This is a genomic window from Vibrio sp. 661 (assembly GCF_033339315.1).
Lineage (GTDB): Bacteria > Pseudomonadota > Gammaproteobacteria > Enterobacterales > Vibrionaceae > Vibrio > Vibrio alginolyticus.
The window spans coordinates 24449-46958 of sequence record NZ_JAWOUJ010000022.1; the positions used below are offsets into that span (position 1 = coordinate 24449).

At 44.8% G+C, this 22510-nt stretch carries 24 protein-coding genes; 18 read left to right on the forward strand and 6 right to left on the reverse strand.

What is annotated here, in order from left to right:
• Positions 1-30: 30 nt before the first annotated feature.
• Both arsJ and R7P69_RS22300 read left to right on the forward strand, forming a co-directional pair.
• Positions 31-1248: an organoarsenical effux MFS transporter ArsJ gene (arsJ, locus tag R7P69_RS22295; protein ID WP_017636081.1), complete on the forward strand. Its 1218-nt coding sequence runs from the start codon at positions 31-33 to the stop codon at positions 1246-1248.
• Positions 1249-1531: 283 nt separating this feature from the next.
• Positions 1532-2545: an acyltransferase gene (locus R7P69_RS22300; protein WP_017636080.1), complete on the forward strand. Its 1014-nt coding sequence runs from the start codon at positions 1532-1534 to the stop codon at positions 2543-2545.
• Here the strand turns inward: R7P69_RS22300 and R7P69_RS22305 are convergent.
• Positions 2542-2871 carry a DUF2500 domain-containing protein gene (locus tag R7P69_RS22305; protein ID WP_005389668.1) on the reverse strand — a complete coding sequence of 110 codons (330 nt, stop codon included), beginning with the start codon at positions 2869-2871 and terminating at the stop codon, positions 2542-2544. The genes R7P69_RS22300 and R7P69_RS22305 overlap by 4 nt on opposite strands.
• 94 nt (positions 2872-2965) lie before the next feature.
• On the opposite strand from R7P69_RS22305, the gene R7P69_RS22310 reads away from it, so the two are divergent.
• The 5 genes from R7P69_RS22310 (at position 2966) to R7P69_RS22330 (ending at position 6253) form a co-directional block, all read left to right on the forward strand.
• A complete protein-coding gene (locus R7P69_RS22310; RefSeq protein WP_167415536.1) occupies positions 2966-3142 on the forward strand; it encodes a hypothetical protein in 177 nt (58 codons plus the stop codon).
• A gap of 56 nt (positions 3143-3198) precedes the next feature.
• Positions 3199-3567: a hypothetical protein gene (locus R7P69_RS22315; protein ID WP_005378717.1), complete on the forward strand. Its 369-nt coding sequence runs from the start codon at positions 3199-3201 to the stop codon at positions 3565-3567.
• A gap of 1082 nt (positions 3568-4649) precedes the next feature.
• Positions 4650-5270 carry a lysoplasmalogenase gene (locus R7P69_RS22320; RefSeq protein WP_005389670.1) on the forward strand — a complete coding sequence of 207 codons (621 nt, stop codon included), beginning with the start codon at positions 4650-4652 and terminating at the stop codon, positions 5268-5270.
• 69 nt (positions 5271-5339) lie between these two features.
• Positions 5340-5561, forward strand: coding sequence for a YecH family metal-binding protein (locus R7P69_RS22325; RefSeq protein ID WP_005378711.1), 222 nt, complete (start codon positions 5340-5342; stop codon positions 5559-5561).
• A gap of 107 nt (positions 5562-5668) precedes the next feature.
• The gene (locus tag R7P69_RS22330) at positions 5669-6253 is read left to right on the forward strand and encodes a YhgN family NAAT transporter (protein WP_005389671.1); all 585 of its coding nucleotides are present in this window, start codon (positions 5669-5671) and stop codon (positions 6251-6253) included.
• 56 nt (positions 6254-6309) lie between these two features.
• On the opposite strand, the gene R7P69_RS22335 is transcribed toward R7P69_RS22330, so the two are convergent.
• Together R7P69_RS22335 and rsmD are read right to left on the reverse strand one after the other, a co-directional pair.
• Positions 6310-6576, reverse strand: a complete 267-nt coding sequence (locus R7P69_RS22335) for a DUF1145 domain-containing protein (protein ID WP_005378704.1) — start codon at positions 6574-6576, stop codon at positions 6310-6312.
• Between the two features lie 25 nt (positions 6577-6601).
• Entirely contained in the window at positions 6602-7201 is a 600-nt protein-coding gene (rsmD, locus tag R7P69_RS22340; RefSeq protein ID WP_005378702.1) for a 16S rRNA (guanine(966)-N(2))-methyltransferase RsmD, read from the reverse strand.
• Positions 7202-7431: 230 nt separating this feature from the next.
• Here rsmD and ftsY point away from each other — a divergent pair, with 230 nt between their 5' ends.
• The 6 genes from ftsY to glpG all read left to right on the forward strand — a co-directional run bounded on the left by ftsY (position 7432) and on the right by glpG (position 13006).
• Positions 7432-8661: a signal recognition particle-docking protein FtsY gene (gene ftsY / locus R7P69_RS22345; protein ID WP_258483995.1), complete on the forward strand. Its 1230-nt coding sequence runs from the start codon at positions 7432-7434 to the stop codon at positions 8659-8661.
• Positions 8662-8683: 22 nt separating this feature from the next.
• On the forward strand, positions 8684-9358 hold the full coding sequence (gene ftsE / locus R7P69_RS22350) for a cell division ATP-binding protein FtsE (RefSeq protein ID WP_005378697.1): 675 nt from the start codon (positions 8684-8686) through the stop codon (positions 9356-9358).
• Positions 9348-10316 (forward strand): permease-like cell division protein FtsX, encoded by a 969-nt coding sequence (ftsX, locus tag R7P69_RS22355; RefSeq protein WP_005378695.1) that lies wholly within the window; start codon positions 9348-9350, stop codon positions 10314-10316. Before ftsE ends, ftsX begins: the two co-directional genes overlap by 11 nt.
• Positions 10317-10492: 176 nt before the next feature.
• Positions 10493-11350: an RNA polymerase sigma factor RpoH gene (gene rpoH / locus R7P69_RS22360; protein WP_238952148.1), complete on the forward strand. Its 858-nt coding sequence runs from the start codon at positions 10493-10495 to the stop codon at positions 11348-11350.
• 493 nt (positions 11351-11843) lie between these two features.
• Positions 11844-12164 (forward strand): thiosulfate sulfurtransferase GlpE, encoded by a 321-nt coding sequence (glpE, locus tag R7P69_RS22365; RefSeq protein WP_005378691.1) that lies wholly within the window; start codon positions 11844-11846, stop codon positions 12162-12164.
• Entirely contained in the window at positions 12164-13006 is an 843-nt protein-coding gene (gene glpG / locus R7P69_RS22370; RefSeq protein WP_238952147.1) for a rhomboid family intramembrane serine protease GlpG, read from the forward strand. The genes glpE and glpG overlap by 1 nt, the downstream gene beginning before the upstream one ends.
• 63 nt (positions 13007-13069) lie before the next feature.
• On the opposite strand, the gene R7P69_RS22375 is transcribed toward glpG, so the two are convergent.
• Positions 13070-13480 carry a flagellar basal body-associated protein FliL gene (locus tag R7P69_RS22375; protein ID WP_005378687.1) on the reverse strand — a complete coding sequence of 137 codons (411 nt, stop codon included), beginning with the start codon at positions 13478-13480 and terminating at the stop codon, positions 13070-13072.
• Positions 13481-13641: 161 nt separating this feature from the next.
• On the opposite strand from R7P69_RS22375, the gene R7P69_RS22380 reads away from it, so the two are divergent.
• Together R7P69_RS22380 and ubiA are read left to right on the forward strand one after the other, a co-directional pair.
• Entirely contained in the window at positions 13642-14181 is a 540-nt protein-coding gene (locus R7P69_RS22380) for a chorismate lyase (RefSeq protein ID WP_017636075.1), read from the forward strand.
• On the forward strand, positions 14182-15036 hold the full coding sequence (gene ubiA, locus R7P69_RS22385; RefSeq protein WP_005378684.1) for a 4-hydroxybenzoate octaprenyltransferase: 855 nt from the start codon (positions 14182-14184) through the stop codon (positions 15034-15036).
• Positions 15037-15100: 64 nt separating this feature from the next.
• Here ubiA and plsB read toward each other — a convergent pair whose 3' ends face one another.
• Positions 15101-17527, reverse strand: coding sequence for a glycerol-3-phosphate 1-O-acyltransferase PlsB (plsB, locus tag R7P69_RS22390; protein ID WP_017636074.1), 2427 nt, complete (start codon positions 17525-17527; stop codon positions 15101-15103).
• A gap of 368 nt (positions 17528-17895) precedes the next feature.
• Here plsB and lexA point away from each other — a divergent pair, with 368 nt between their 5' ends.
• The 3 genes from lexA to dinF all read left to right on the forward strand — a co-directional run bounded on the left by lexA (position 17896) and on the right by dinF (position 20900).
• The gene (gene lexA, locus R7P69_RS22395) at positions 17896-18516 is read left to right on the forward strand and encodes a transcriptional repressor LexA (protein ID WP_005378682.1); all 621 of its coding nucleotides are present in this window, start codon (positions 17896-17898) and stop codon (positions 18514-18516) included.
• Positions 18517-18700: 184 nt separating this feature from the next.
• A complete protein-coding gene (locus R7P69_RS22400; RefSeq protein ID WP_017636072.1) occupies positions 18701-19495 on the forward strand; it encodes a class I SAM-dependent methyltransferase in 795 nt (264 codons plus the stop codon).
• 55 nt (positions 19496-19550) lie between these two features.
• Positions 19551-20900 (forward strand): MATE family efflux transporter DinF, encoded by a 1350-nt coding sequence (gene dinF / locus R7P69_RS22405; protein ID WP_017636071.1) that lies wholly within the window; start codon positions 19551-19553, stop codon positions 20898-20900.
• A gap of 57 nt (positions 20901-20957) precedes the next feature.
• On the opposite strand, the gene sthA is transcribed toward dinF, so the two are convergent.
• Positions 20958-22388, reverse strand: a complete 1431-nt coding sequence (gene sthA / locus R7P69_RS22410; RefSeq protein ID WP_005389689.1) for a Si-specific NAD(P)(+) transhydrogenase — start codon at positions 22386-22388, stop codon at positions 20958-20960.
• Between the last annotated feature and the right edge of the window lie 122 nt (positions 22389-22510).

The following is a 22510-nucleotide window of genomic DNA, read 5'->3' on the forward strand; positions in this document are numbered from 1 at the left end:
TGCTTCTATCGCTGTACATATGAGGTCAATATGATTTCTCAATTAAGCAAAAGTATTCGTCAGTACATGTTAGTGACGTTTAACTATTGGAACTTTACGGTGACCGATGGCGCACTGCGTATGCTAGTGGTGCTCTATTTTCATGACTTAGGTTATTCCACGTTAGCTATTGCCTCACTGTTCCTTTTCTATGAATTTTTTGGTGTGGTGACAAACCTGGTTGGTGGTTGGCTGGGCGCAAGGTTAGGCCTTAATAAAACCATGAACATTGGTTTAGCGATGCAAGTGTTTGCGTTGTTGATGCTCGCAGTACCAAATGCATGGCTGACCATTCCTTGGGTGATGGCAGCGCAAGCTCTGTCGGGGATTGCCAAAGATCTGAACAAAATGAGTGCTAAGAGCGCGATTAAAACGCTAGTACCAGACGAGCAGCAAGGGGCGCTCTACAAATGGGTAGCGATTTTAACTGGCTCGAAGAATGCACTCAAAGGAGCGGGCTTTTTTGTTGGTGGCTTGCTGCTATCTTGGGTGGGTTTTCAAAACTCGATGTTTATTATGGCGGGTGTACTTACATTAGTGTTTGTTTGCAGCATGATCTGGCTAGAAGCGGACATGGGTAAAGCTAAGAGTAAACCTAAGTTTCGCCAAATATTCTCCAAGTCTGAATCGATAAACATTTTATCCGCAGCACGCATGTTCTTGTTTGGTGCTCGTGATGTGTGGTTTGTCGTTGCTCTGCCTATTTATCTTGGTAGCGTGTTTGGCTGGGATCACTTGTGGGTTGGTAGCTTTCTCGCTACGTGGGTCATTGCTTATGGGTTTGTGCAAGGCTTTGCGCCGCGTATTACTGGCAAAGCGCAAGGTCGTGTGCCTGATGGTAGTGCAGCATTGGTGTGGGCAGGAGTCCTAGCGTTAATTACGGCTGGTATTGCTTATGGTGTGCAAATCGGTTGGCAGCCTGAATTGGTGATTGTGGTAGGTTTGATGATTTTTGGCGCTGTGTTTGCCATTAACTCTTCGCTGCACTCGTACTTGATAGTGAGCTACGCTAAAGGCGATGGCGTCTCGTTGGATGTTGGTTTTTACTACATGGCCAATGCGATGGGACGCTTGATTGGCACGGTATTATCGGGTTGGATCTACCAAGAGGCTGGTCTTGCAGCGTGCTTATGGGTTTCTTTTGCTTTCTTGGCACTGACGACGCTGATTTCAATTAAGTTGCCAAAAGCTGATGTTGCTACTGCGTAACTATCCCCAGTATCGCTATCTGTCGATGGTATAAATGGCTCCAAATCGGAGCCATTTTTGTTTCTTATGCGCCGTTTGCTGTAGTCAGATTGTGTCGGTTTGGCATCGAGAGTGAATACTGATGCTTGGTTTTTGGTTCTCGTTAAGTGATTAGAGTGGTGATGAAATCCCCGTTGTAGGTCATTGTTGAGTTAAAAATAAGCAAAAACAGATTGTTAACCATTTCACTGGTTGAGATTTACCCTATGCTATAAACGATAAGCGACTCAAAGTAGGGAAAGGTATGAGAGAAAGGGTTCTGTTTTTTGATTTATTGCGCTGCTTCGCAGCGGTAGCAGTGATCGCCATTCACGTCTTGGCACCGTATCGAAATGAGTTAGGAGTGATTCCATTTGACCAATGGCTGACAGCGGTAGGCGTGAATAGCGTAACCCGCTGGGCAGTGCCAGTTTTTATTTTGATCACCGGAGCGCTAATGCTCAGTGACACTCGACCATTTGACGGTAAGTATTATATCAAAAGGCGTTTGGGCAAAGTTTTAGTTCCATTTCTTATTTGGTCGATGTTTTATGCATACCTTTCAGGTTGGACTTCTCAAGGCTTTGATTTTGAAACCGTAAAAGAGGTATTAAGCAATAGCCCATTCCACGCAACGTATTACCATCTCGGCTTTTTCTATTACTTTATACCACTGTATTTTGTGATTCCACTGTTTCAATGGATGGTACGCAACGTGGATGACAACGTCTTGTATACCTATCTCGCATTTTGGCTTTTCACCAGCACACTGTTCTTGTTCAAGATTGATGGCCCTTGGAGTAATCAGATGTGGCTTTATATGGGTTACCTTCCACTGGGGTATGTTTTATTTCAAAAGGTACCTTTGAATCGCTCTATGGTGACCTTATTTGTTGGGCTAGGACTCGTGGCGTTGGCAGTGACCTTTACGATGGTTGTGACAAATAGCTTAGAGGCGGAGAAGTATACGGTTGGGCGCTGGCTCTCTTATAAAACACTGAATGTGATTCTAGCGGCTTCGATGATTTTTATGATCGGGCGTTACTTTGGTGAAGGCTTATCACCAAAAGTACAAAAAGTGGTCAGTGTGATCAGTCAGCACAGCTTGGGGATTTACTTACTTCACCCTATTTTCTTATGGCCGATGAAAGAGTTCGGTTGGTACACAGGACATCCTGCGTGGGTGATTCCAGTCTGGATCGTTCTAAGTGGAGCTGGAGCCTTGGCGATGAGCTATCTCTTTTCTCGTTCTGCCAAGACTCGTTGGTTACTGCCTTAACGTTTGATAGCGAAGTGAAGGAACTTGTTGCCGCGATAGGTCAGTGTTCCCTTATCTCCAGGGTTGAGTGCATGGTAGTAATGCACTCCAATTTGGAATTCACGCTTTGGACCGATAGAACCACGTTGAACGTAAATCCAATACTCTTGATCGTCTTGACCTGGTGGTGCGTTTGGTATGTCTATCGCTTGTTTATCTAAAACCGTTACCTGCGCGCTTTGCTCTGGAGCGTCTTCGCCCACATAGTGCTTACTATAAAAACGGAAAAACACCCACGCGCCCAAGGCAATAAGGGCGAATAGGGCGACAATAAGTGAGATTGGCATATTAACCTCCAATGTTTTATCGGGTCCCATTCTACAGAACTCGCTGACGAAACGATGAGTTGAGGTAACTTATTCATAATCTAATGAAAGGGATATGGAGATTATTCGGCGCACTTCACGATTTATCTTAATGATGCACGATGAAATCGTTGCTTCATCTGCAAGCTACGTCACTAAAGCTGAACTAAGCAGCTTTCACTTGTCTGGCTATATGCGCTCAAGGGCACAAATTGAAAGTAAAATTGCACTTAACGGCTCGAAAAAGCTCTAAATTTATAGAAGAATAAAAATAATGAACATAGGAAGGGTCTGGTAAGGAGGGTTACGATGTCAGATATTGAAAAAGTAGTCATGCGTACCCGAACGATCGAAAAACTTTTGCGTACTCAGTACCATGCAGAAGGGAAAGGGTTGCACCAACTTATTAATAGTTGTGAAGAACGTTTACCGCATGACGTGATAGCAAAGCTTCGATTCATCGCGACAGTGCGTAATAAAGTGGTGCACGAAGACGATTACAAGCTGGATGATCGTAAAGGCTTTATGGCGGCATGTGATGCTTGTGAAAAAGAGCTGACACCAAGAAGCTCTCGCTTTATTTGGCGTACAGCAATTTTGCTAATGACGTTGATTACGCTGGCCGCTCTTGGTTTCTACTATATGCACTGGGATATTTTGTCTAAGCACATTCAGTAGAGCTATACAGATAAATAAAAAAGGACGCATTTGCGTCCTTTTTTATTTTAAATCATTGGGTTAGTACATCATTGGCAGTGTCATTAAACCCACAACCACTGCAATCATAACCAGCCCTTGTTTTTGAGAAGATGAAATCATAACACTACCCCTTAATCTTTGATGAACTCGATGAATTTAATATAGCACTGTTTTTGGGGTTTGATCAACATATGCTCGTTAATCTTTTCAAAAACCACACTTAACTTGTCTGGTTTTACGTGATTCTGACTAATGAAACTATGTTTTTTGTCCTGTATTTAAAGTGTTCACATTGTTTTATTTTTATCCTTTGTTGTTTTAACTATTTGATTTTATAGTGTTAAATGGTTTGTGGGGTTGGCTTTGTAATTGTTTTTTGTTTCGAATGGTATGTTGGGTCTTTATTTTGTCTGTATTTCTCAAAAATTGAGAAAATTAAAAAATGTGCTATGAGGTTACATCGTCAAATCGAAAGCATGGAGTGAGATTTTCTTACCTTATGAGAAAATCTGGGCTTCAAAAGTGTTTTGTGATTTTATGGTTTATGAAGTCCGCACTTTTATCTGTTATTGAAATTATGATTTTATTTATCATTGACTTACTTTTCTTGTCTGATGTTTTTTTTTACTGAATTAAGGTCAGTTTTCTTAGTTTTTACCCCTAATCATCAGTAGTTCCTCCTCTCTTAGAGCGCTACTAAGACTATTTTCTATTTTGTGTCTGTTATTTATTCTTGTTGCCTGCATTACATACATCCTGGTGGTTTAATCGTCAGTTTGTGAAATGGCGGCTTACCTGGAGCACTTATCTGTTTTTCAGTTAAATAGTTTTAGAAAGCGCTGGTTATTGTGTCGTGTGATTTGATGGGTTCGGCTGATGAGCAAAGCTTGGCCCCAATGTTTAGTGGCATCATTCAGGCTCATCGGCTTTATTATTACGTAGGCTGAGGGTTACAAAATGTTTCGAATCGCTAGCGAGATCCAACTTTCGTAGATTGTGTCTTTACATCAAAACTGGTCTACCTAGACTAGCGGCGAGTTTAAGTAAAAGGTGTATACTGCATGTGGAGTTGGCTGGCGATAGGGCTATCAGGTGTGTATTCCGTGTTGGGAGCAAAGCAAGCTAACCCGACACAATCCCTCGTGTTTAAAATCTTTACTCTGCTACTTCTTCTTGTGTTGGTGTTAACTCAAGGTGCATCCGCAACATATACCTACTGGATTGCGGGTGGGCTTATTGTGTCTATGGTGGCAGATACGCTGCACTCGTTTAAAACTCGTAAGCTAATCTATTTTACGGCTTATCTGGTTGCCCAGGTATGCTACAGCAAGTCATTTTGGGTGCAGCTTAATGGTGAGATTGTCTGGTGGCTGTTGGCCCTGTTGCTTGCAGCGAGTATCGTGGCGTTCTTTTTGTTGCTACCTCAACTCGACTCTCTGGTATTCCCTGTTGTGATCATGGGGATGATGCTGGTTCAACTTGCTTGGGCAGCCGGTGAAGTTTGGTTACAAGTGCCGAGTTACGCCAATGCTATCGGCTTTAGCGGAACCTTAGTTCTCATCTATTCGGCGCTGGCATACGCGATACACGGTTATCGAAAACCGATGAAACACGCCTATTTGTGGGTGAGTGGTAGTTACTTTTTTGCTCATGCCCTCATTGTTGCCTCAATCATTTACTAATTTAAGTCAAAGCAGCTCTTGAGGATTTCAGTAAACTGAACGCATTGTTCTTGATAACTGGAGTCAATAATGAGTGAAATCCATGCTCACGAGCTGCTAAACCTACTTAGAGAAACACCAATGGATCGCGAAGCCCTCACACAGCACTTTGGCGCTAGCGTTCGCTTTCACACCTGTAAACTGAATGATCTAGACTTAGATGCATTACTAGCATTTTTGCTCAAGCGCGACAAAATTCGTGAGCTTGAAGGTAAGTTTGTGGTCAATATGGCGCGAGTTTGCAATCACTAAACGGCGGCTAAGATCGAGGGTGAATATGGTGTGTTCGCCCCTCAGTCATATACTCATGTTGTCAGTTTGCTATACACTGGCCGCCATTTTTTAGGTGAGGCCAGAATATGGACATTCTTTCTGCAGCGACCATGCTGTTTCTAATCATGGACCCTCTCGGTAACTTGCCGATTGTGTTGTCTATTCTCAAACATATCGATCCCAAGCGTCGTCGTAAGGTATTGATTCGTGAACTACTGTTTGCCTTACTGATCTTGATGCTGTTTCTGTTTGCAGGACAAAGCATCTTAAGTTTTTTGCATGTCCAGCCAGAAACGCTCAGCATTTCAGGTGGCATTATTCTCTTCATTATTGCGATTAAGATGATTTTCCCGAGTGCTGGCAGCATCACTGGACTGGCAGCAGGCGAGGAGCCCTTTATTGTTCCGATGGCCATTCCTATGATCGCGGGCCCTTCAGTGATTGCAGCCTTGCTTTTACTGTCTTCGCAACATCCAGAGAAAATGTTGGAAATGTCAGCATCAGTCGTAATTGCGTGGGGCGCAACGTTTTTTATACTGATGTTTTATGGCTTCTTTAATCGCTTGTTGGGTGAACGTGGCTTGAAGGCGGTAGAACGCTTAATGGGCTTGTTACTGGTGATGATCTCCACTCAAATGTTCTTAGATGGTGTAAAAAGTTACATTGGGTGACGAACGAAACGCAGAAAAAAGCCGCTCACAAGAGCGGCTTTTTCGTATCTGAGCGATTACATCATGTGTTTACGACGAATATCGAGTAGGGCAAAAATACCAAAAATCAGGATTGAATATTTTTCCCAACTGCTCATTTTTATTTTGTCGCCAAATGCACCAATGAAGATGGCCATTTGTAAACCGTGCATGATGAACAAAAAAGCGGTCATGATGTATAGCGCAATCGCGGCATTGCCGGGAAAGGGCATAAAAATATTTAGGATTAATACTAACCAAACAAAGGCGATAGCCGCTTTGGCCAGCATAATTAGTGCTTTCATTTAAGTATCCTTTTAAATCGAGGCGTTATGCGGAGGTACGTTCGTACAGACGATAGCTCACTTGGCCTGCTGTTTTTTCTCGATGTAATTGCCAGTTTTCTGGTAAGTCGGCAATATTGAGTTCTTTTTCTGTTTCAATATAAATCATCGCATCTTCCGCGAGCCAGCCATTTTGTTCTAGCAGAGCCACGGTCTCATCCAATAGACCTTTGCGAAACGGTGGGTCAATAAACACCACATGATGAGCAGAACCCGGTTGCTTCAAAAAACTCAGTGCGTCGGTATTTACCACTTGGATGTTGTTCGCGTTAAGAGAGGCAACATTCTTTTGTAACTGTTGGAAAGCTTGTGGGTTTAGCTCAACCATGGTCACTTGCTCTGCTTGGCGCGAAGCTGACTCAAATCCCAAGCCGCCAGAGCCAGCAAACAAGTCGAGACATTTTGCCTGTGGTACATCTTGAGCTAACCAGTTAAACAGCGTTTCTTTGACGCGATCGGTCGTGGGGCGTAAGCCTTCAGCATCGTGTACAGGAAGTTTTCTGCCTCTCCATAAGCCACTAATAATGCGAACAAAGCCCGTTGTTGGCTTTTTTTGTGATGAGTTTTGCTGGCGACGTCTTACCATAGATTTTTTGACCGCTAATAAAGTGATACTATATCTAATCGCCCAAGCAATGAGCTTGGAGCTTGGATACAGCCCAGAATATTCAAGATGACAGAGTGTAACACTAATAAGATTAGAATTACCTAATCGGAAAGTTTTCAGAACTTTGTCATTAGCCTTTTTTAGACAGATAATAATCTTGTCAAAAAAGAGTCATTAATAGATAAAAGAACAATCTAGGATAGCCCCAGATGACGGAAAAAAAGAAGCGCGGATTACTTTCGTGGCTAGGTTTTGGTGACGAAGAACAAAGCCCAAAACCAAAAACTGAAGAAACAGTAAAAGAAGAAGCAGTGGAAGGGCCTTCTGAAGAGCAGCAAACCGACGCGGCTGCTGAGCAATCGGAAGCAACGCCAGAACTTGAAGAAGAATCGAAAAAAGCGGAGGCTGCCCCAGCAGAAGCAGAAGCAGAAGCAGAAGCAGAAGCAGAAGCAGAAGCAGAAGCAGAAGAGCTTCAAGTGCCTGCTGCACCTCGCGTTCAAGAACAAGAAAAGCCAACAGAGAGCTTTTTTGCTCGCCTCAAACGTAGCCTAAGCCGCACAAAAGCAAACATCGGTGCTGGCTTCTTCGGTCTGTTCAGCGGTAAGAAAATCGATGAAGACTTATTTGAAGAGCTAGAAGAGCAACTGCTTATTGCTGATGTGGGCATGAATACCACAACAAAAATCATCAACAACCTGACAGAAAAAGCCACACGTGGCGATCTAAAAGACGGCGAAGCCCTTTATGGTTTGTTGAAAGAAGAAATGGCTGAGATTCTTTCTAAAGTCGAGCAGCCACTAGAAATCGATAGCAACAAAACGCCTTACGTTATCTTAATGGTGGGTGTAAATGGCGTGGGTAAAACCACGACCATCGGTAAGCTTGCCAAGCAGTTCCAAACTCAAGGTAAAAAAGTGATGCTTGCAGCGGGCGATACTTTCCGTGCCGCAGCGGTTGAGCAGCTACAAGTGTGGGGTGAACGTAATAATGTTCCTGTGATTGCTCAACATACTGGCGCAGACAGTGCTTCTGTTATCTATGATGCGATTGAAGCGGCAAAAGCACGTGGTGTGGATGTGGTGATTGCTGATACAGCAGGTCGTCTACAGAACAAAGCGAACCTAATGGAAGAGCTGCGTAAGATTGTACGTGTGATGAAGAAAATTGATGACTCTGCACCACATGAGATCATGCTAACGCTTGATGCAGGTACAGGACAAAATGCCATTAGCCAAGCGAAACTTTTCAGTGATGTTGCCCCTCTAACCGGGATTACTTTGACTAAGCTGGATGGTACAGCCAAGGGCGGCGTAATTTTCGCTATTGCTGATCAGTTCGGTATTCCAATTCGTTACATTGGTGTGGGTGAAGGTATCGAAGACTTGCGTCCATTTGAAACTCAAGAGTTTATTGACGCACTGTTTAGTCGTGAAGAATAAAAAGAGTTAGAGGAAATCAACGGTGATCAAATTTCAGCAAGTAAGCAAAGCTTACCGAGGTGGTCGACAAGCACTGCAAAAAGTCGATTTTCACCTGAGGCGCGGTGAAATGGCGTTTTTAGGCGGACATTCCGGGGCTGGTAAAAGTACCTTGCTGAAATTGATCTGCGCGATAGAGCGACCAACCGATGGCAAAATCCATTTTAATGGCCACGATATCACGCGTATTCCAGGCAAAGACATCCCTTTTTTGCGCCGCAATATTGGGATTGTTTTTCAAGATCATCGCCTATTGATGGATCGCAGTGTGTACGACAATGTCGCTCTGCCAATGCGTATCGAATCGATTTCTGAAAACGAAATCAAACGCCGTGTTTCTGCGGCGTTAGATAAAACGGGCTTACTCGATAAAGCTCGTTGTCTACCTAGTCAACTTTCTGGTGGTGAACAACAGCGCGTCGGTATTGCCCGTGCTGTGGTTAATCGGCCAACGTTGCTGGTGGCTGATGAGCCTACGGGTAACCTTGACCCAGAATTATCCAACCGTGTGTTGCGTCTATTCGAAGAATTTAACCGTGCGGGCGTGACTATCCTACTTGCCACGCACGATGTGGGGTTAGTAAACACTCGCCCACAGTATCGTCATTTTGAATTGAACCAAGGCTTCCTAAGTGAGGTAGAAGACTATGGCAGGTAACAAGCACTCCCAAAAGAAGGGGAAAGGCCGCAGTGCCAAGCGTGCGAATACCGATGGTTTTTTCTCTGTCCACGCAAAACAAGCTAAATCCTCTTTTAGCGCCTTATGGCAACGACCACTAGGCAACATTCTGACTCTAGCGGTCATCTCCATGGCACTTGCCATGCCAGCTTGTTTGTATCTATTGGGGAAAAACGTTGCGGGGGCAGCGGAAGATGTCGCTTCTCCTTCACAAGTTAGTGCTTACTTAGTTGAAGGCATGCCGGATGCACGAGTGATGGTTCTCAAAGATCAAATTGAAACTTGGCCTTTGGTAAAAGAGGTAGAATATATTTCACCGCAACAAGGTCTATCTGATTTAAGCCAATATGCAGGGTTCGACCAAGCTATCAGCCTTTTAAGTGGCTATGCGCTACCTGGTGTGTTGGTGATTACGCCAGATTCGGAGCTAAAAAGTGATATTCAGTCATTAGCCAAAGACGTTCGAGAGCAACAAGATGTGACCGACGTGAGACTTGACGAAGACTGGCTGGCGCGTCTTGATGCCATCAAAACTCTCGCGAGTATTATTGTCATTACCCTGACAGTACTGATGCTCGGTGCGGTATTTTTAATCGTTGGCAATACATTGCGATTTAATGTGCTGGCGAATAAAGAAGAGATTCAAACCATGAAACTGATCGGTGCGACGGACAGTTTTATTCTGCGCCCTTACTTGTACACAGGCATGTGGTTTGGCGTGTTAGGTGCCACTATTGCGTGGTTGGTAACGGCTTTAGTGACCATTGTCATGAATAGTGCGGTGGAAGACCTTGCTGCGTTGTACGATAGCCAGTTCCGCCTGATTGGTCTAAGTTGGGATGAATCTTTGTTATTAATCATCATTGGGAGTCTTTTGGGATGTATTGCGGCGCGCTTTTCTGCGCAACGACATTTAAAAGAAATTGAACCAGTTTAAGTGATGGCGGTCTTATTACTTGGATTTCATTAGCACTAGCTAATTTTGAACCCTTGCTTAGACCAAATGTTTATGGATAATTGCTTCCCCTTCTTGAAACTTGTTCATTTTGAGTTCAAGATATCGAAGCTAAATTGCAATGTAATGCTCCAGATCAGAGATTGATGAGGAATTGAATGACAAAAGAAGCGTATCCGATGGCTCTAGTCACGCAAGATAGCCTTGATAGCTATATTCGCTCAGTAAACAGCTACCCAATGCTGACTGCAGACGAAGAGCGTGAGCTGGCAGAACGATTACACTATAAAGGTGAGATTGAGGCTGCAAAAGGTCTAATTCTTTCGCACCTACGATTCGTTGTTCACGTTGCTCGTGGTTACTCTGGCTACGGTTTGCCAATGGCGGATCTTGTGCAAGAGGGTAACATCGGTCTAATGAAAGCCGTTAAGCGTTTTAATCCAGAAGTAGGGGTTCGCTTGGTTTCTTTTGCTGTCCACTGGATCAAAGCAGAGATCCACGAATACGTGCTACGTAACTGGCGTATCGTGAAAATTGCGACCACTAAAGCGCAACGTAAATTGTTCTTCAACCTGCGTAAGTCGAAAAAGCGCTTGGGTTGGTTTAACAACGGTGAAGTGGAAACCGTTGCGCGCGAGTTAGGTGTTGAGCCTTCTGAAGTTCGCGAGATGGAATCACGCTTAGCGGCGGTGGATTCAACCTTTGATATGCCAACTGATGAAGACGATAGCTCAAACGCTTACACAGCGCCGATGCTATACCTAGAAGACAAATCGTCTGATGTGGCCGACAATATTGAAGCCGCCAACTGGGAAATGCACACCAACAATCGCTTGGGTTATGCATTAGCGAGTTTGGATGAGCGTAGTCAGCGCATCGTGCGTTCTCGTTGGTTAGATGATGAGAAAGCAACATTGCAAGACTTAGCTGATGAGTTCGGTGTTTCTGCCGAGCGTATTCGCCAGCTAGAAAAAAATGCAATGAAGAAACTAAAATTGGCCGTGGGTGAATTTTAATTTCCACTGCTAATTGAAAGTAAGATTTTCATAGAAGGCCGAGATCATGTGATCTCGGCTTTTTTATTGTTGATCGAAAATCGATAGCGTTTGCGATCCGGATTTTATGTGCTACCTGTGTATAACTCTGTGAAGTAATTATTTATCAACTGTTCGAAACCCGGACAAAATAAGGGATTCAAGCACTTTTCCATCTGGGGATAGTTATAGATATACACACAGTTAGATCAGGATCATCACTACATATTGTGGATCAAAAGATCCAAATACACTTTATTAACGCAATTCACAGCTTTATCCACAAATGGTTGGAATGTGTACACTTTTGAAAACCCTGATTATCCATGTGTCTAAGTTTGCCGTTGGATAGGTTACAATAGCGGCAGTATACCCAAGCAGCTTCAAATATGGATTTTATGCTGTACCACGGGTGCTGATTAGTACGTTAGGTTCGAGGTTGCTTGGGTATATTAATAAGACAATGAGAAAGTAAATGGATCAGTTTAAGCATATCGATGTACAAGGTGCGCAAGCGCTGCTCGAGCAGGGTGATGCGAAGCTTGTAGATATCCGTGACCCTCAATCGTTTGCCGTTGCGCATGCGGAGTCCGCGTATCATTTAACTAACGATACGATCGTTGCGTTTATGGATGAAGTGGAGTTCGAACAACCTATTCTAGTGATGTGTTACCACGGTATTAGTAGCCAAGGTGCGGCGCAATATTTGGTTAACCAAGGCTTTGAACAGGTGTACAGTGTAGATGGTGGCTTTGAAGCCTGGCATCGAGCAGAACTACCGATAGTGAGAAGTTAATGAAGAGATTGGTAACGTTAAATAATCCACGTATGGCGCAAGCCTTTATTGATTATATGGCCTCTCGCCAAATTGACATCGAAATGATGCCAGAAGGGGATGGGCAATTTGCGCTGTGGCTGACTGATAGCCAGCATGAAATAGAAGCGGAAGCCGAACTTAAGCAGTTCCTTGCTAACCCGTCTGATTCAAAATACAGCGCCGCCTCGTGGGACGTTGCCGATACTCGTAAGAGCACATTTCATTATTCCAGCCCGAGTATCATAAGCATGGTCAAAGCGAAAGCTGGCCCCATGACTTTGCTGATCATGACAGTCTGTATCATCATCTACTTGTTACAAATGTTTGGCTTTGGCAATGGCGTGTTTAAGTTGTTGCACTTCCCGGCTTTTGAGGGGCAACAATGGCAAGTGTGGCGATGGCTAAGTCATGCGTTACTGCACTTTTCAGTAACTCACATCGTGTTTAACTTACTATGGTGGTGGCAGTTGGGTGGCGACATCGAACGTCGTCTCGGTTCCGGTAAGCTATTGCAACTCTTTGTGGTGTCGGCAGCGCTTTCAGGGGCAGGCCAGTTCTATGTTGAAGGGGCTAACTTCGGCGGCTTGTCTGGCGTGGTCTATGCACTGCTTGGTTATTTGTGGATACTGGGTTACCGCTTGCCACATTTAGGCCTTACGCTACCCAAGCCAATCATCGTCTTTATGTTGGTATGGTTAGTTCTTGGTTTTGTGCAGCCATTTATGGCGATTGCAAACACCGCTCACTTAGTTGGGCTACTGTCGGGGATGGTGATTGCGCTGTTTGATTCAGGCAAGATGAAATACCAACAGCAAGCCTAAAGCCGATGAAATGAAAAGACCGCTCAAGAGCGGTCTTTTTTTATGTTCAAAACGGATTTGGGTTTATTGATAAAGGTATTTTGTAAACAACAAATCGGCAATGATGGTTTTACCTGTTTCAGGCAAAAGCGTTTCGTTGAGGGTCGTCACTAAAGTTTTGCGCAGATCTTCTCGGCCAGAAAGGGACTTAATCGTATCTTCTGTTTGCTTACCCAGTAATTCAATCACTGCATCGCGAATCAAAGGTTGGTGATGCTCAACAACTGATAAATCTTGTTGACTCATTACCATGATGTCGATGCGCACTTGCACATAACCTAACTTTTTGCCTTTGGTGTAAAAGTTAGTAGTGAGATCAGGCTCTAGGGTAAAGTATGCCAACTTAGGTCCAGCTTCTTCCGTTTCAGCCCAACTTGGTGCGGCGAATAGTATGGTTAACGCAAAAATAATTTGGGCTATATAACGTTTGTACATATTTCTAACTTTTCTTTCTCTGGATCGCGATATTCGAATCGCTTCAGTCTTGATACAATGGGCCGTCTATAACAAATAACGGAACTTACGGTTACATACATTACTATGGACGGTAAGTTGTTGCTTTATTGTACGCATAAAGCCTCCAATTGAATACTAGTATGAATCAGCCAACATCACTCTATCTTGCTTCTTTATTGGAAGTAGAGTGGCAAAACCCCGAAGAATTCGAATTTCCAAATGAATTTGCCAAGCATTGGCTTGAAGAGCAAGGGTCTTTGTCACGTCGTTTAAAACAGCACTGCCAAGCGTTAACGGTAGAATTACTACAAAATCAGATCGTCACTGCAGCGACATTAAAACAGGACGAAAGCCAGTTATTGTCCGAACAAAATTGCTTACTGAGAGAGGTAATTTTGTGCGGTGACAATAACAACTGGGTTATTGGGCGGACATTGATTCCTCGTTCAACCTTAGTTGATCAGCAGTATGATTTGGCTCAACAAGGGGATATCCCATTAGGACTAACTGTGTTCAGCGCAGATAACGTTGAGCGGGACTCTTTGCAAATGGGATGGGTAGCCGTACCAGAAGGACGTTTGTTAGCGCGACGCTCAAGGTTGTGGATGAATCACAAACCGATGCTAGTCGCCGAGTTATTCTTATCTAATTCACCAGTTTACGCTAAGGAGACAGTGTAAATGTCCGCAGAAAAAGCCAAAGCATATTGGCAACTGATGCGCATGGATCGCCCGATTGGTTCACTGTTACTGATGTGGCCAACGATTTGGGCGCTAATTATCTCAGCCCAAGGGATGCCAAGTTGGGATGTATTCATCGTGTTTGTATTGGGGGTATTCCTAATGCGTAGTGCGGGGTGCGTGATTAATGATTTTGCAGATCGCAAAGTCGACGGCCATGTAAAGCGTACTAAGCAACGTCCACTGCCATCAGGGAAAGTGACAGCAAAAGAAGCGATTGGATTATTTTTGGTTTTGGGTATCAGCTCGTTTTTGTTAGTGCTGACCATGAACCCGCTGACGATTCAGCTATCCTTCGCTGGCATTGTGTTGGCGTTCATCTATCCATTTATGAAGCGCTACACTCATATTCCACAGCTATTTTTAGGCTTGGCTTTTAGCTGGGCGATTCCAATGGCGTGGGCTGCACAAACTGGGGAATTACCATTAATTGTTTGGTTTTTGTTCCTCATTAATGCTTTGTGGACCATTGCGTACGACACTCAATATGCGATGGTAGACCGAGATGATGATCTAAAGATTGGCATTAAATCGACGGCAATTCTGTTTGGTCGTCATGACAAGCTTATTATTGGCGTGTTGCAACTGATTACACTCGCGATGTTGGTTTGGTTAGGGCAGTTCTACCAATTGGGACAAAGTTACTACTGGACCCTTTTGATTGCAGCGTCGTTGTTTGTTTATCAGCAGCACTTAATTCGTCACCGTGAGCGTGAGTTGTGCTTTAAGGCTTTCCTTAACAACAATTATGTTGGCATGGTGATAGCGATAGGGTTACTGGTCGCATTTTGGTAAGCGAAGAAATAGAAAAAGGCATCCGATTGGATGCCTTTTTTCTTATTGGAAGAAGGTAAAACGGTTACGACCGAAGTTGGTGAATACTCTCTTCGATCGTCAGTTTCACTTCTGGATAAAGCAGAGTGAACAGTAGCCGTGCAAATTGCTGCGTTTTCTTCGTGTCACAGTTACCATCGTTATCGAGGTATTTTTGCTGTTTGAGCGTATTGAACATCGCGGTAAACACACCTTTATCGAAGAATTCTGGCGCATTAATACCGTGCAAACGCCCTAGGCGCTGAGCAATATCTTGGCTCTTCTGCTCTAGGTCCGATTTACCCAGCTCAGGGTAAGCAACAAGCAAGTTCATCGCGATAGAGTAGCGTTGCAGCGTTTCAGTTATCGTACGACCTAGCAGAACTAAAGGCTGGTTGTTCGACTGATTGATTTCCAGCTTATCACCATCAAGACTAATCATTTTCTGATCGGCAAATTCATGCAGTGTTTTAACGACCAATTCATCTAACTCGTCTTCTTGGTAACTTAAGAACAGCTCTTTCTTCAAGAATGGGTAGATTTGCGCGACATTCGCTTGAATCTTGGCTACCGAAAGGTTGCGCTGACGAATGAGCATTTGGGCAATTAATGACGGCAGAGCGAACAAGTGAATGATGTTGTTGCGATAGTAAGTCATCAGGATCGATTGGCTACGGTCCAGCGAAATGATGTCACCCATGCTATCGCTTTCAATCACGAACTTATCAAGCGAAATTGCATGATCGACCAACTCCTCAGCACTTTCGATAGGGATAGTGGAGGTGCTTGAGTACGGGTTATTTTTGAGTAGCTTTAAGTAACACTCAATCTGATTGATCAGCGAGTCACGAGAAAGTGCACGTTGACGAGAAGCAAGCAGTGCGGTTGCACACAAGGTCAACGCGTTTGCCGCCGCCGCATCGTTGATGTGCGTCATCATCTTATTAGCAAGGTCGTTCACCACAGGATTCATCCATTGTGGTTTGTTACCACCCATGCTGTCGATGTCTTTCGTCCACTCAGGAGCATGCTCGTTCAAGTACTGGTTGAGCTGAATTGGCTCACCGAAGTTCACATAGCCCAAACCAAAGTTACGCAGTTTACGCAGAGTACGCAGTACAAGCCCTGCGTTTTCTTTCTCTTTGCGTTTGCCACGCAGCTCTTTCGCGTAAGTGCCCACTTCCATCACGTGCTCGTAGCCGATGTAGACCGGCACTAGTGTTACTGGGCGGTTTAGACCACGTAACATTGCTTGGATGGTCATAGCCAGCATACCCGTTTTCGCTTGCAGTAAGCGACCTGTACGTGAACGACCACCCTCACTGAAGTACTCGACTGAATAGCCTTTGGCAAACAGCTCAGCTAGATACTCACGGAAAATGGTTGAGTACAGTTTGTTGCCTTTAAAACTACGACGAATAAAGAACGCCCCACCACGACGGAAAAGCGGACCGGCCGGGAAGAAGTTCAAGTTAATGCCTGCCGCAATGTGCGGAGGCACCATGCCTTCATGGTATAAAACATAAGACAACAGCAGGTAGTCCATGTGACTACGGTGACACGGAACGTACACAATTTCGTGGCCGTCTTGCGCTAAACGACGCACAGTCGAGGCGTTATTGATGTGCAAACCTTGGTATAGTCTTGTCCATAACCAACTCAGGATGCGGTCGCCGTTTTTCACCAGACTATAGGAGAAGTCGGCAGCGATTTCATCCATGATGTCGTGGGCTTCTTTACGTGCCTTATCAATCGAGATGTTTTTGCTCTTGGCTTCGTCAGCAATCGCCAGTTCAATAGCTGGAGATTTTAGTAAACGAGCAAACAACACTTGGCGTTGTGGCAGGTTTGGGCCTGAAGCAGCCAGTTTCTGGCGTGAGAAGTGGATACGCGCCACGCGAGCCAGTTTGTGCGCAATTGCGCTGTCGGTACCGTGAGAGTCTGCCATATAACGCAGAGATACCACGGGACTAAAGCGAACTAAGCAGTCGCGTCCCGCCGCCATTACTGCTTTGGCTTTTTGCGGACCATTCATCGGTTGAAGGTAAGGCTTTTGGTTCTCTTCTTTACCTGGCTTACGACCCCAAAGCACGGTTGCAGGGATCATTTGAACATCCAACTCACTATCCAGCTTGTGCAGTTCCAGTAAGTCAGTGAACAGAGAAACAGAATCGGTTGGGACATCATTATCGTTGTTCATCACAGTTGGACGCGCAGCGATAAAGACGAAACGGTTCAGCGTTTTGCCATTGATTTCCAGCGGGCTGAGCGGGTCGGGTAGACCAAGGCTCATGGCTTGTTTTTGCAGTGTCAGCAAATCCACGTTCGAGCGGAACGGCAGGGCATATACAATCGGTTTAGTTAGGTCGATGTTCAGATCTTCAATCGGGTTCGACGGGATTGTGGTGCCCTTTACCAGTACCGATAAAGGTAGTTTTAGTAATGAACGTGAAAATGATTGTCCAGAAGACATAAAGTTCACAGCCTCAATAGGTATTCAAACAGGCCTAACCTTATTTCAGTTTCCGCTTTGCATGTCTTCTCTATAAAAAGAGATGAGTACGGCAATAGAAATAAGCCTAGGCGATAAAATTTAAGCGCTGCAAGGATACCAGAAACTGGTCAAACCTTTTAATTTTATTGGCTGTAAATTAGTCGAACCCCTAAGTTATTGCTTTGACTTGATTAACTGAAAAGTCGGTGTTTTAAACGAATAAAGAATGAACTTAATCGGTAAGCTGAAAGCTCTCCACAAATAAATTAAAAAACAACCAATTGGGTTTTCATTTGAGCATTTACTGGATATACTCACAGTTAACTGTATAAAAAGACAGGTGAGACATGAAGCCGTTAACGCCACGCCAACAACAAGTCTTCGATTTGATTAAAAGTAAAATCGATGACACCGGAATGCCACCAACTCGTGCAGAGATTGCGCGTGAGCTTGGCTTCCGCTCTGCGAATGCCGCAGAGGAACACCTAAAAGCGCTTGCTCGTAAGCAAGCAATTGAAATTATTCCAGGCGCTTCTCGTGGGATTCGTATCCTGCTTGAAGACGCAGCCAATGATGAGCAGGGTTTGCCATTGATTGGTCAAGTTGCAGCGGGTGAGCCAATTCTGGCTCAAGAGCACGTAGAGGCGCACTACCAAGTCGATCCTGCGATGTTCAAACCGCAAGCGGATTTCTTACTTCGTGTAAATGGCGAGAGTATGAAAGACATCGGGATTATGGATGGCGATTTGCTCGCGGTGCATAAAACCCAAGATGTGAGAGACGGTCAAGTTGTCGTTGCGCGTGTTGATGATGATGTGACTGTGAAGCGTTTGGAGCGCAAAGGTTCAACCATATTACTGCATGCTGAGAATGAAGAGTTTGCCCCAATCCAAGTGGACTTAACGTCTCAGCACCTTACGATTGAAGGCTTAGCCGTTGGTATTATTCGTAATACCGATTGGATGTAAGTGTGTTTAAGCAGCCCAGTTCATCTGGGCTGTTTTGTCTTTTCTCTTTTTCTACTTCCTCCAAAAGCTTGCTCATCATCTTGACCTTGTTTGTTTTGACCAATTTATAAGCTTGATAATGTAATTGATATTCATTATCATCTTTATTAATGTCTATGTTTTCTCTCTGGCGCAGGAAATGCCCATGTCTCAGTCTAAACATCAAGTTCCTAACCATTTATTAAAGCCACTGTTATTGCGTAGCCGTGAAAGCATGGTCGACAATGGCTTGGTGTACGATCCGATAGCTGCTAAAGCGTGTTTGAGCTGTAAGATGGCGCCGGATTGTTTGAGTGGTGATATTGCGCAGAAGCAATTGCTGCACGTGACGCTGACTCAGCTTTGTGACCAGCAGGTTAGTCACTTCTTACAGCAGTATCCCGATGCTTGGATAATCAATGTCGGAGCGGGGTTGGATACCCGCTTTTATCGTTTGGATAATGGACGCTGCCATTGGATAGAGCTGGATGTGACGGAAAATTTGGTATGGCGTCAGCGTTTGTTCCACAAAAATGAACGTTATGAACATCGCTGTGGCAGTGTGGATGAAATGTCGTGGCTAGAGACGTTAGTCATTCCAGAGCAAGCACCGGTACTCATTTTATGTGAAATGGCACTGCTCGATTGCACAGAGCGTCAAGTCGCGAAATTTATTCAAACCTTAGGTCGACATTTTGTTTCTGCTGAACTGTGTATGGTGCTGGCAGGAGATTTAACGGAAACCAAGTGGGGACAAAAGCTTGGCTCTGATCGTTATGCTCATGGCTTTGAAGCGCCTGCAGCACAGATATTGCAATGGTTACCATGGGCACAGTGGGTGAAAGCTTTCTCGCCATTCGATAGATTCTGTTCTCGTTGGAAAGCTTGGCAGCGTTGGCTTAATAAGATTCCAATGTTGAAGCATCGCCTCACGCCAGTACTCGTTCATATCAAGTGGTAATTGGCTAGTCGTTAAGCGCTCAGGTACACTCGTCGATCTTACTGATGAGGTGCCTGTGACAAATTCAATCTTCTCTCCTTTATCTAACCCAAAAGTTCATCGCCAAGTCTTAGCTTTAGCTATACCTATGGTGCTGTCGAATATTACTGTTCCATTGCTCGGTTTGGTCGATGCTGCGGTGATTGGTCATCTAGACCACGCTTGGTATTTGGGTGGTGTTGCGTTGGGCAGCACCATGATCAGCGTGACGTTTTGGCTGCTTGGTTTTTTGCGTATGTCGACTACTGGGTTGGCGGCGCAGTCCTATGGCGGTGAAGACCGAAAGCAACTTGCCTTGGTGTTTATGCAAGGCTCACTTATGGCGCTGCTGTTTGCGTTAGTCTTCCTTATTGCCCATACCCCGATAGCTGATTTGATCTTTGGTTGGAGTGACGCCAGCGCAGAGGTAAAACACTACGGTATGCAATATTTCTCTATCCGTGTGTGGAGTGCCCCCGCTGCGCTAATGAACTTTGTGTTGTTGGGGTGGCTGCTCGGAACGCAAAATTCCAAAGCACCAATGTGGATGGTGATCATCACCAACGTGACTAATATTGCCCTCGATTTGTTGTTTGTGATTGGTTTGGGGTGGAAAGTAGAAGGCGCTGCGCTGGCATCGGTGATTGCTGACTACTCTGGCATGGGTTTTGGTCTCATGTGTGTCTGGAAAACCTGGCGAGAGAGGCAATTACCATCACCTCAAAAGTTGCTAGCCAGCACTCAACACGGTTTAGGGCGATTCGTGAAATTGAATCGCGATATTTTCTTACGCTCTTTGTGTCTGCAAGCGGCTTTTAGCTTTATGACGTTCCAAGGCGCGAGCTTGGGTGATGAGGTTGTCGCTGCAAATGCGGTTCTGATGAGCTTCCTGATGATTATCTCGTATGGCATGGATGGCTTTGCTTATGCGATGGAGGCCATGGTCGGGAAGGCGATTGGTGCCAAAGATAGGCAACAATTGAGTGCATCGCTTGTCGGCACTTTCTTTTGGAGTTTGGTTATTTGCTTAGGACTGACCGCGCTCTTTGGTTTGGCGGGATCGGAGTTGATCGCCATGATCACTTCAATTGAGACGGTCCAACAGCAAGCAGCGGTGTATCTACCTTGGCTGGTGGTGATGCCACTTGCGTCGATGTGGTGCTTTCTATTGGATGGCATTTTTGTCGGTGCAACCAAAGGCAAAGACATGCGCAATAGTATGTTTGTCGCGACCAGCAGTTTCTTCGTTGTCTTTTACTTATTCGCCGAGTGGGAAAATCACGCGCTGTGGTTTGCAATGACGAGCTTTATGTTGATGCGGGGTATTGGTTTAGGGGTTATCTTTCTCTACCAATGGCACAAGGATACCTTCCTAGCACAATGTTGATATAAAAACAGCAGGTCCAAGCCTGCTGTTTTTCTGTCTGCTATCAAGAAGCATAGATTAGAACAAGCGGTTCAAACCATTCAACGCAGCGACACGATACGCTTCGGCCATTGTTGGATAGTTGAAGGTGGTATTGACGAAATACTCGATGGTATTCGCTGAGCCTTTTTGCTCCATAATGGCTTGACCGATGTGGATAATTTCCGCGGCACGTTCGCCAAAACAGTGAATCCCTAAAATTTCTTTGGTTTCACGATGGAACAATATCTTCAAGCTACCGATGTCTTTCCCTGCGATCTGTGCACGAGCTAGATGCTTGAACGAAGAGCGTCCTACTTCATACGGTACTTTCGCAGCTGTTAGCTCTTGCTCGGTTTTACCCACAGAGCTAATCTCTGGGATGGTGTAGATACCCGTTGGAATATCATCAATCAGGTAGTTTTCTGCCTGACCTTTCGTAATGGCTTGTGCGACAAATCGCCCTTGGTCATAAGCGGCGCTTGCAAGGCTAGGGTAACCGATGACATCGCCTACAGCGTAAATGTGTTCGATATCGGTTTGGTAGTTACGGTTTACTTTTAGTTGTCCGCGAGAGTCCGCTTCCAGACCCACTGCACCCAAATTCAACTTATCGGTGTTACCTGTTCGACCATTCGCATACAACAAGCAGTCTGCCTTCATCTTCTTGCCAGATTGTAGGTGAATAATCACGCCATCTTCTGTGCCTTCGATTTTTTCATAGGTCTCATCATTACGAATTACCACACCGCTGTTCCAGAAGTGGTAAGACAGCGCATCTGACACTTCGTTATCCAAAAACTCCAACAAGCGGTCGCGGGTATTGATAAGGTCGGTTTTCACTCCAAGGCCGCGGAAGATAGAGGCGTACTCACAACCGATAACGCCCGCACCGTAAATGATGATATGGCGAGGGTCGTGTTTCAGGCTCAAAATGGAATCACTGTCGTAGATGCGCTCATGCAAGAAATCTACGTCGTTAGGCTGATACGGGCGAGAACCCGTCGCGATGACAAACTTATCCGCAGAATAGATTTCTTCTGTACCGTCGCTTTGCATCACTGCAATTGAGTAGTTATCGATAAATCGCGCGGTTCCGAACAAAAGTGTGCATGAGTTACGGTCATAAAAGCCCTGACGAAGTCGAGTTTGCTTATCAATGACCGATTTAGCATGACCTAAAATGTCAGAAAATGTTGCATGAACGCTGGTGTTGTTTCGACAAAATAGCGGGTTGCTATTAAATTCGATGATGCGGCTAACGGCATGACGCAGTGCTTTTGATGGAATAGTACCCCAGTGAGTACAACCGCCGCCGACACTGCTTTCTTTCTCGACAATGGCAACATTCAGTCCCGCTTTGGTTAATCCCATTGCAGCCCCTTCTCCGCCAGGGCCACTACCGATTACGATCACGTCATAGTGATTAACATGCGCCATGATGCCTTCCTTGTTATATTTGCTTAACATTGCTTTAGCGCGATTTTAACTCATTTACTCTATTGGTACACGTCATGCCTGTTAGAGAGTGGAAGTGATCACGCAGAATCGACCAAAAGGATGATTTGGTATGTTGTATGTCTATAAATTGC

Bases quoted from the DNA above. Each gene is read 5' to 3' on its own strand.
- arsJ (WP_017636081.1), top strand. From the start codon at position 31: ATGATTTCTCAATTAAGCAAAAGTATTCGTCAGTACATGTTAGTGACG.
- R7P69_RS22300 (WP_017636080.1), top strand. From the start codon at position 1,532: ATGAGAGAAAGGGTTCTGTTTTTTGATTTATTGCGCTGCTTCGCAGCG.
- R7P69_RS22305 (WP_005389668.1), bottom strand. From the start codon at position 2,871: ATGCCAATCTCACTTATTGTCGCCCTATTCGCCCTTATTGCCTTGGGC.
- R7P69_RS22310 (WP_167415536.1), top strand. From the start codon at position 2,966: ATGGAGATTATTCGGCGCACTTCACGATTTATCTTAATGATGCACGAT.
- R7P69_RS22315 (WP_005378717.1), top strand. From the start codon at position 3,199: ATGTCAGATATTGAAAAAGTAGTCATGCGTACCCGAACGATCGAAAAA.
- R7P69_RS22320 (WP_005389670.1), top strand. From the start codon at position 4,650: ATGTGGAGTTGGCTGGCGATAGGGCTATCAGGTGTGTATTCCGTGTTG.
- R7P69_RS22325 (WP_005378711.1), top strand. From the start codon at position 5,340: ATGAGTGAAATCCATGCTCACGAGCTGCTAAACCTACTTAGAGAAACA.
- R7P69_RS22330 (WP_005389671.1), top strand. From the start codon at position 5,669: ATGGACATTCTTTCTGCAGCGACCATGCTGTTTCTAATCATGGACCCT.
- R7P69_RS22335 (WP_005378704.1), bottom strand. From the start codon at position 6,576: ATGAAAGCACTAATTATGCTGGCCAAAGCGGCTATCGCCTTTGTTTGG.
- rsmD (WP_005378702.1), bottom strand. From the start codon at position 7,201: ATGGTAAGACGTCGCCAGCAAAACTCATCACAAAAAAAGCCAACAACG.
- ftsY (WP_258483995.1), top strand. From the start codon at position 7,432: ATGACGGAAAAAAAGAAGCGCGGATTACTTTCGTGGCTAGGTTTTGGT.
- ftsX (WP_005378695.1), top strand. From the start codon at position 9,348: ATGGCAGGTAACAAGCACTCCCAAAAGAAGGGGAAAGGCCGCAGTGCC.
- rpoH (WP_238952148.1), top strand. From the start codon at position 10,493: ATGACAAAAGAAGCGTATCCGATGGCTCTAGTCACGCAAGATAGCCTT.
- glpE (WP_005378691.1), top strand. From the start codon at position 11,844: ATGGATCAGTTTAAGCATATCGATGTACAAGGTGCGCAAGCGCTGCTC.
- glpG (WP_238952147.1), top strand. From the start codon at position 12,164: ATGAAGAGATTGGTAACGTTAAATAATCCACGTATGGCGCAAGCCTTT.
- R7P69_RS22375 (WP_005378687.1), bottom strand. From the start codon at position 13,480: ATGTACAAACGTTATATAGCCCAAATTATTTTTGCGTTAACCATACTA.
- R7P69_RS22380 (WP_017636075.1), top strand. From the start codon at position 13,642: ATGAATCAGCCAACATCACTCTATCTTGCTTCTTTATTGGAAGTAGAG.
- ubiA (WP_005378684.1), top strand. From the start codon at position 14,182: ATGTCCGCAGAAAAAGCCAAAGCATATTGGCAACTGATGCGCATGGAT.
- plsB (WP_017636074.1), bottom strand. From the start codon at position 17,527: ATGTCTTCTGGACAATCATTTTCACGTTCATTACTAAAACTACCTTTA.
- lexA (WP_005378682.1), top strand. From the start codon at position 17,896: ATGAAGCCGTTAACGCCACGCCAACAACAAGTCTTCGATTTGATTAAA.
- R7P69_RS22400 (WP_017636072.1), top strand. From the start codon at position 18,701: ATGTCTCAGTCTAAACATCAAGTTCCTAACCATTTATTAAAGCCACTG.
- sthA (WP_005389689.1), bottom strand. From the start codon at position 22,388: ATGTTAAGCAAATATAACAAGGAAGGCATCATGGCGCATGTTAATCAC.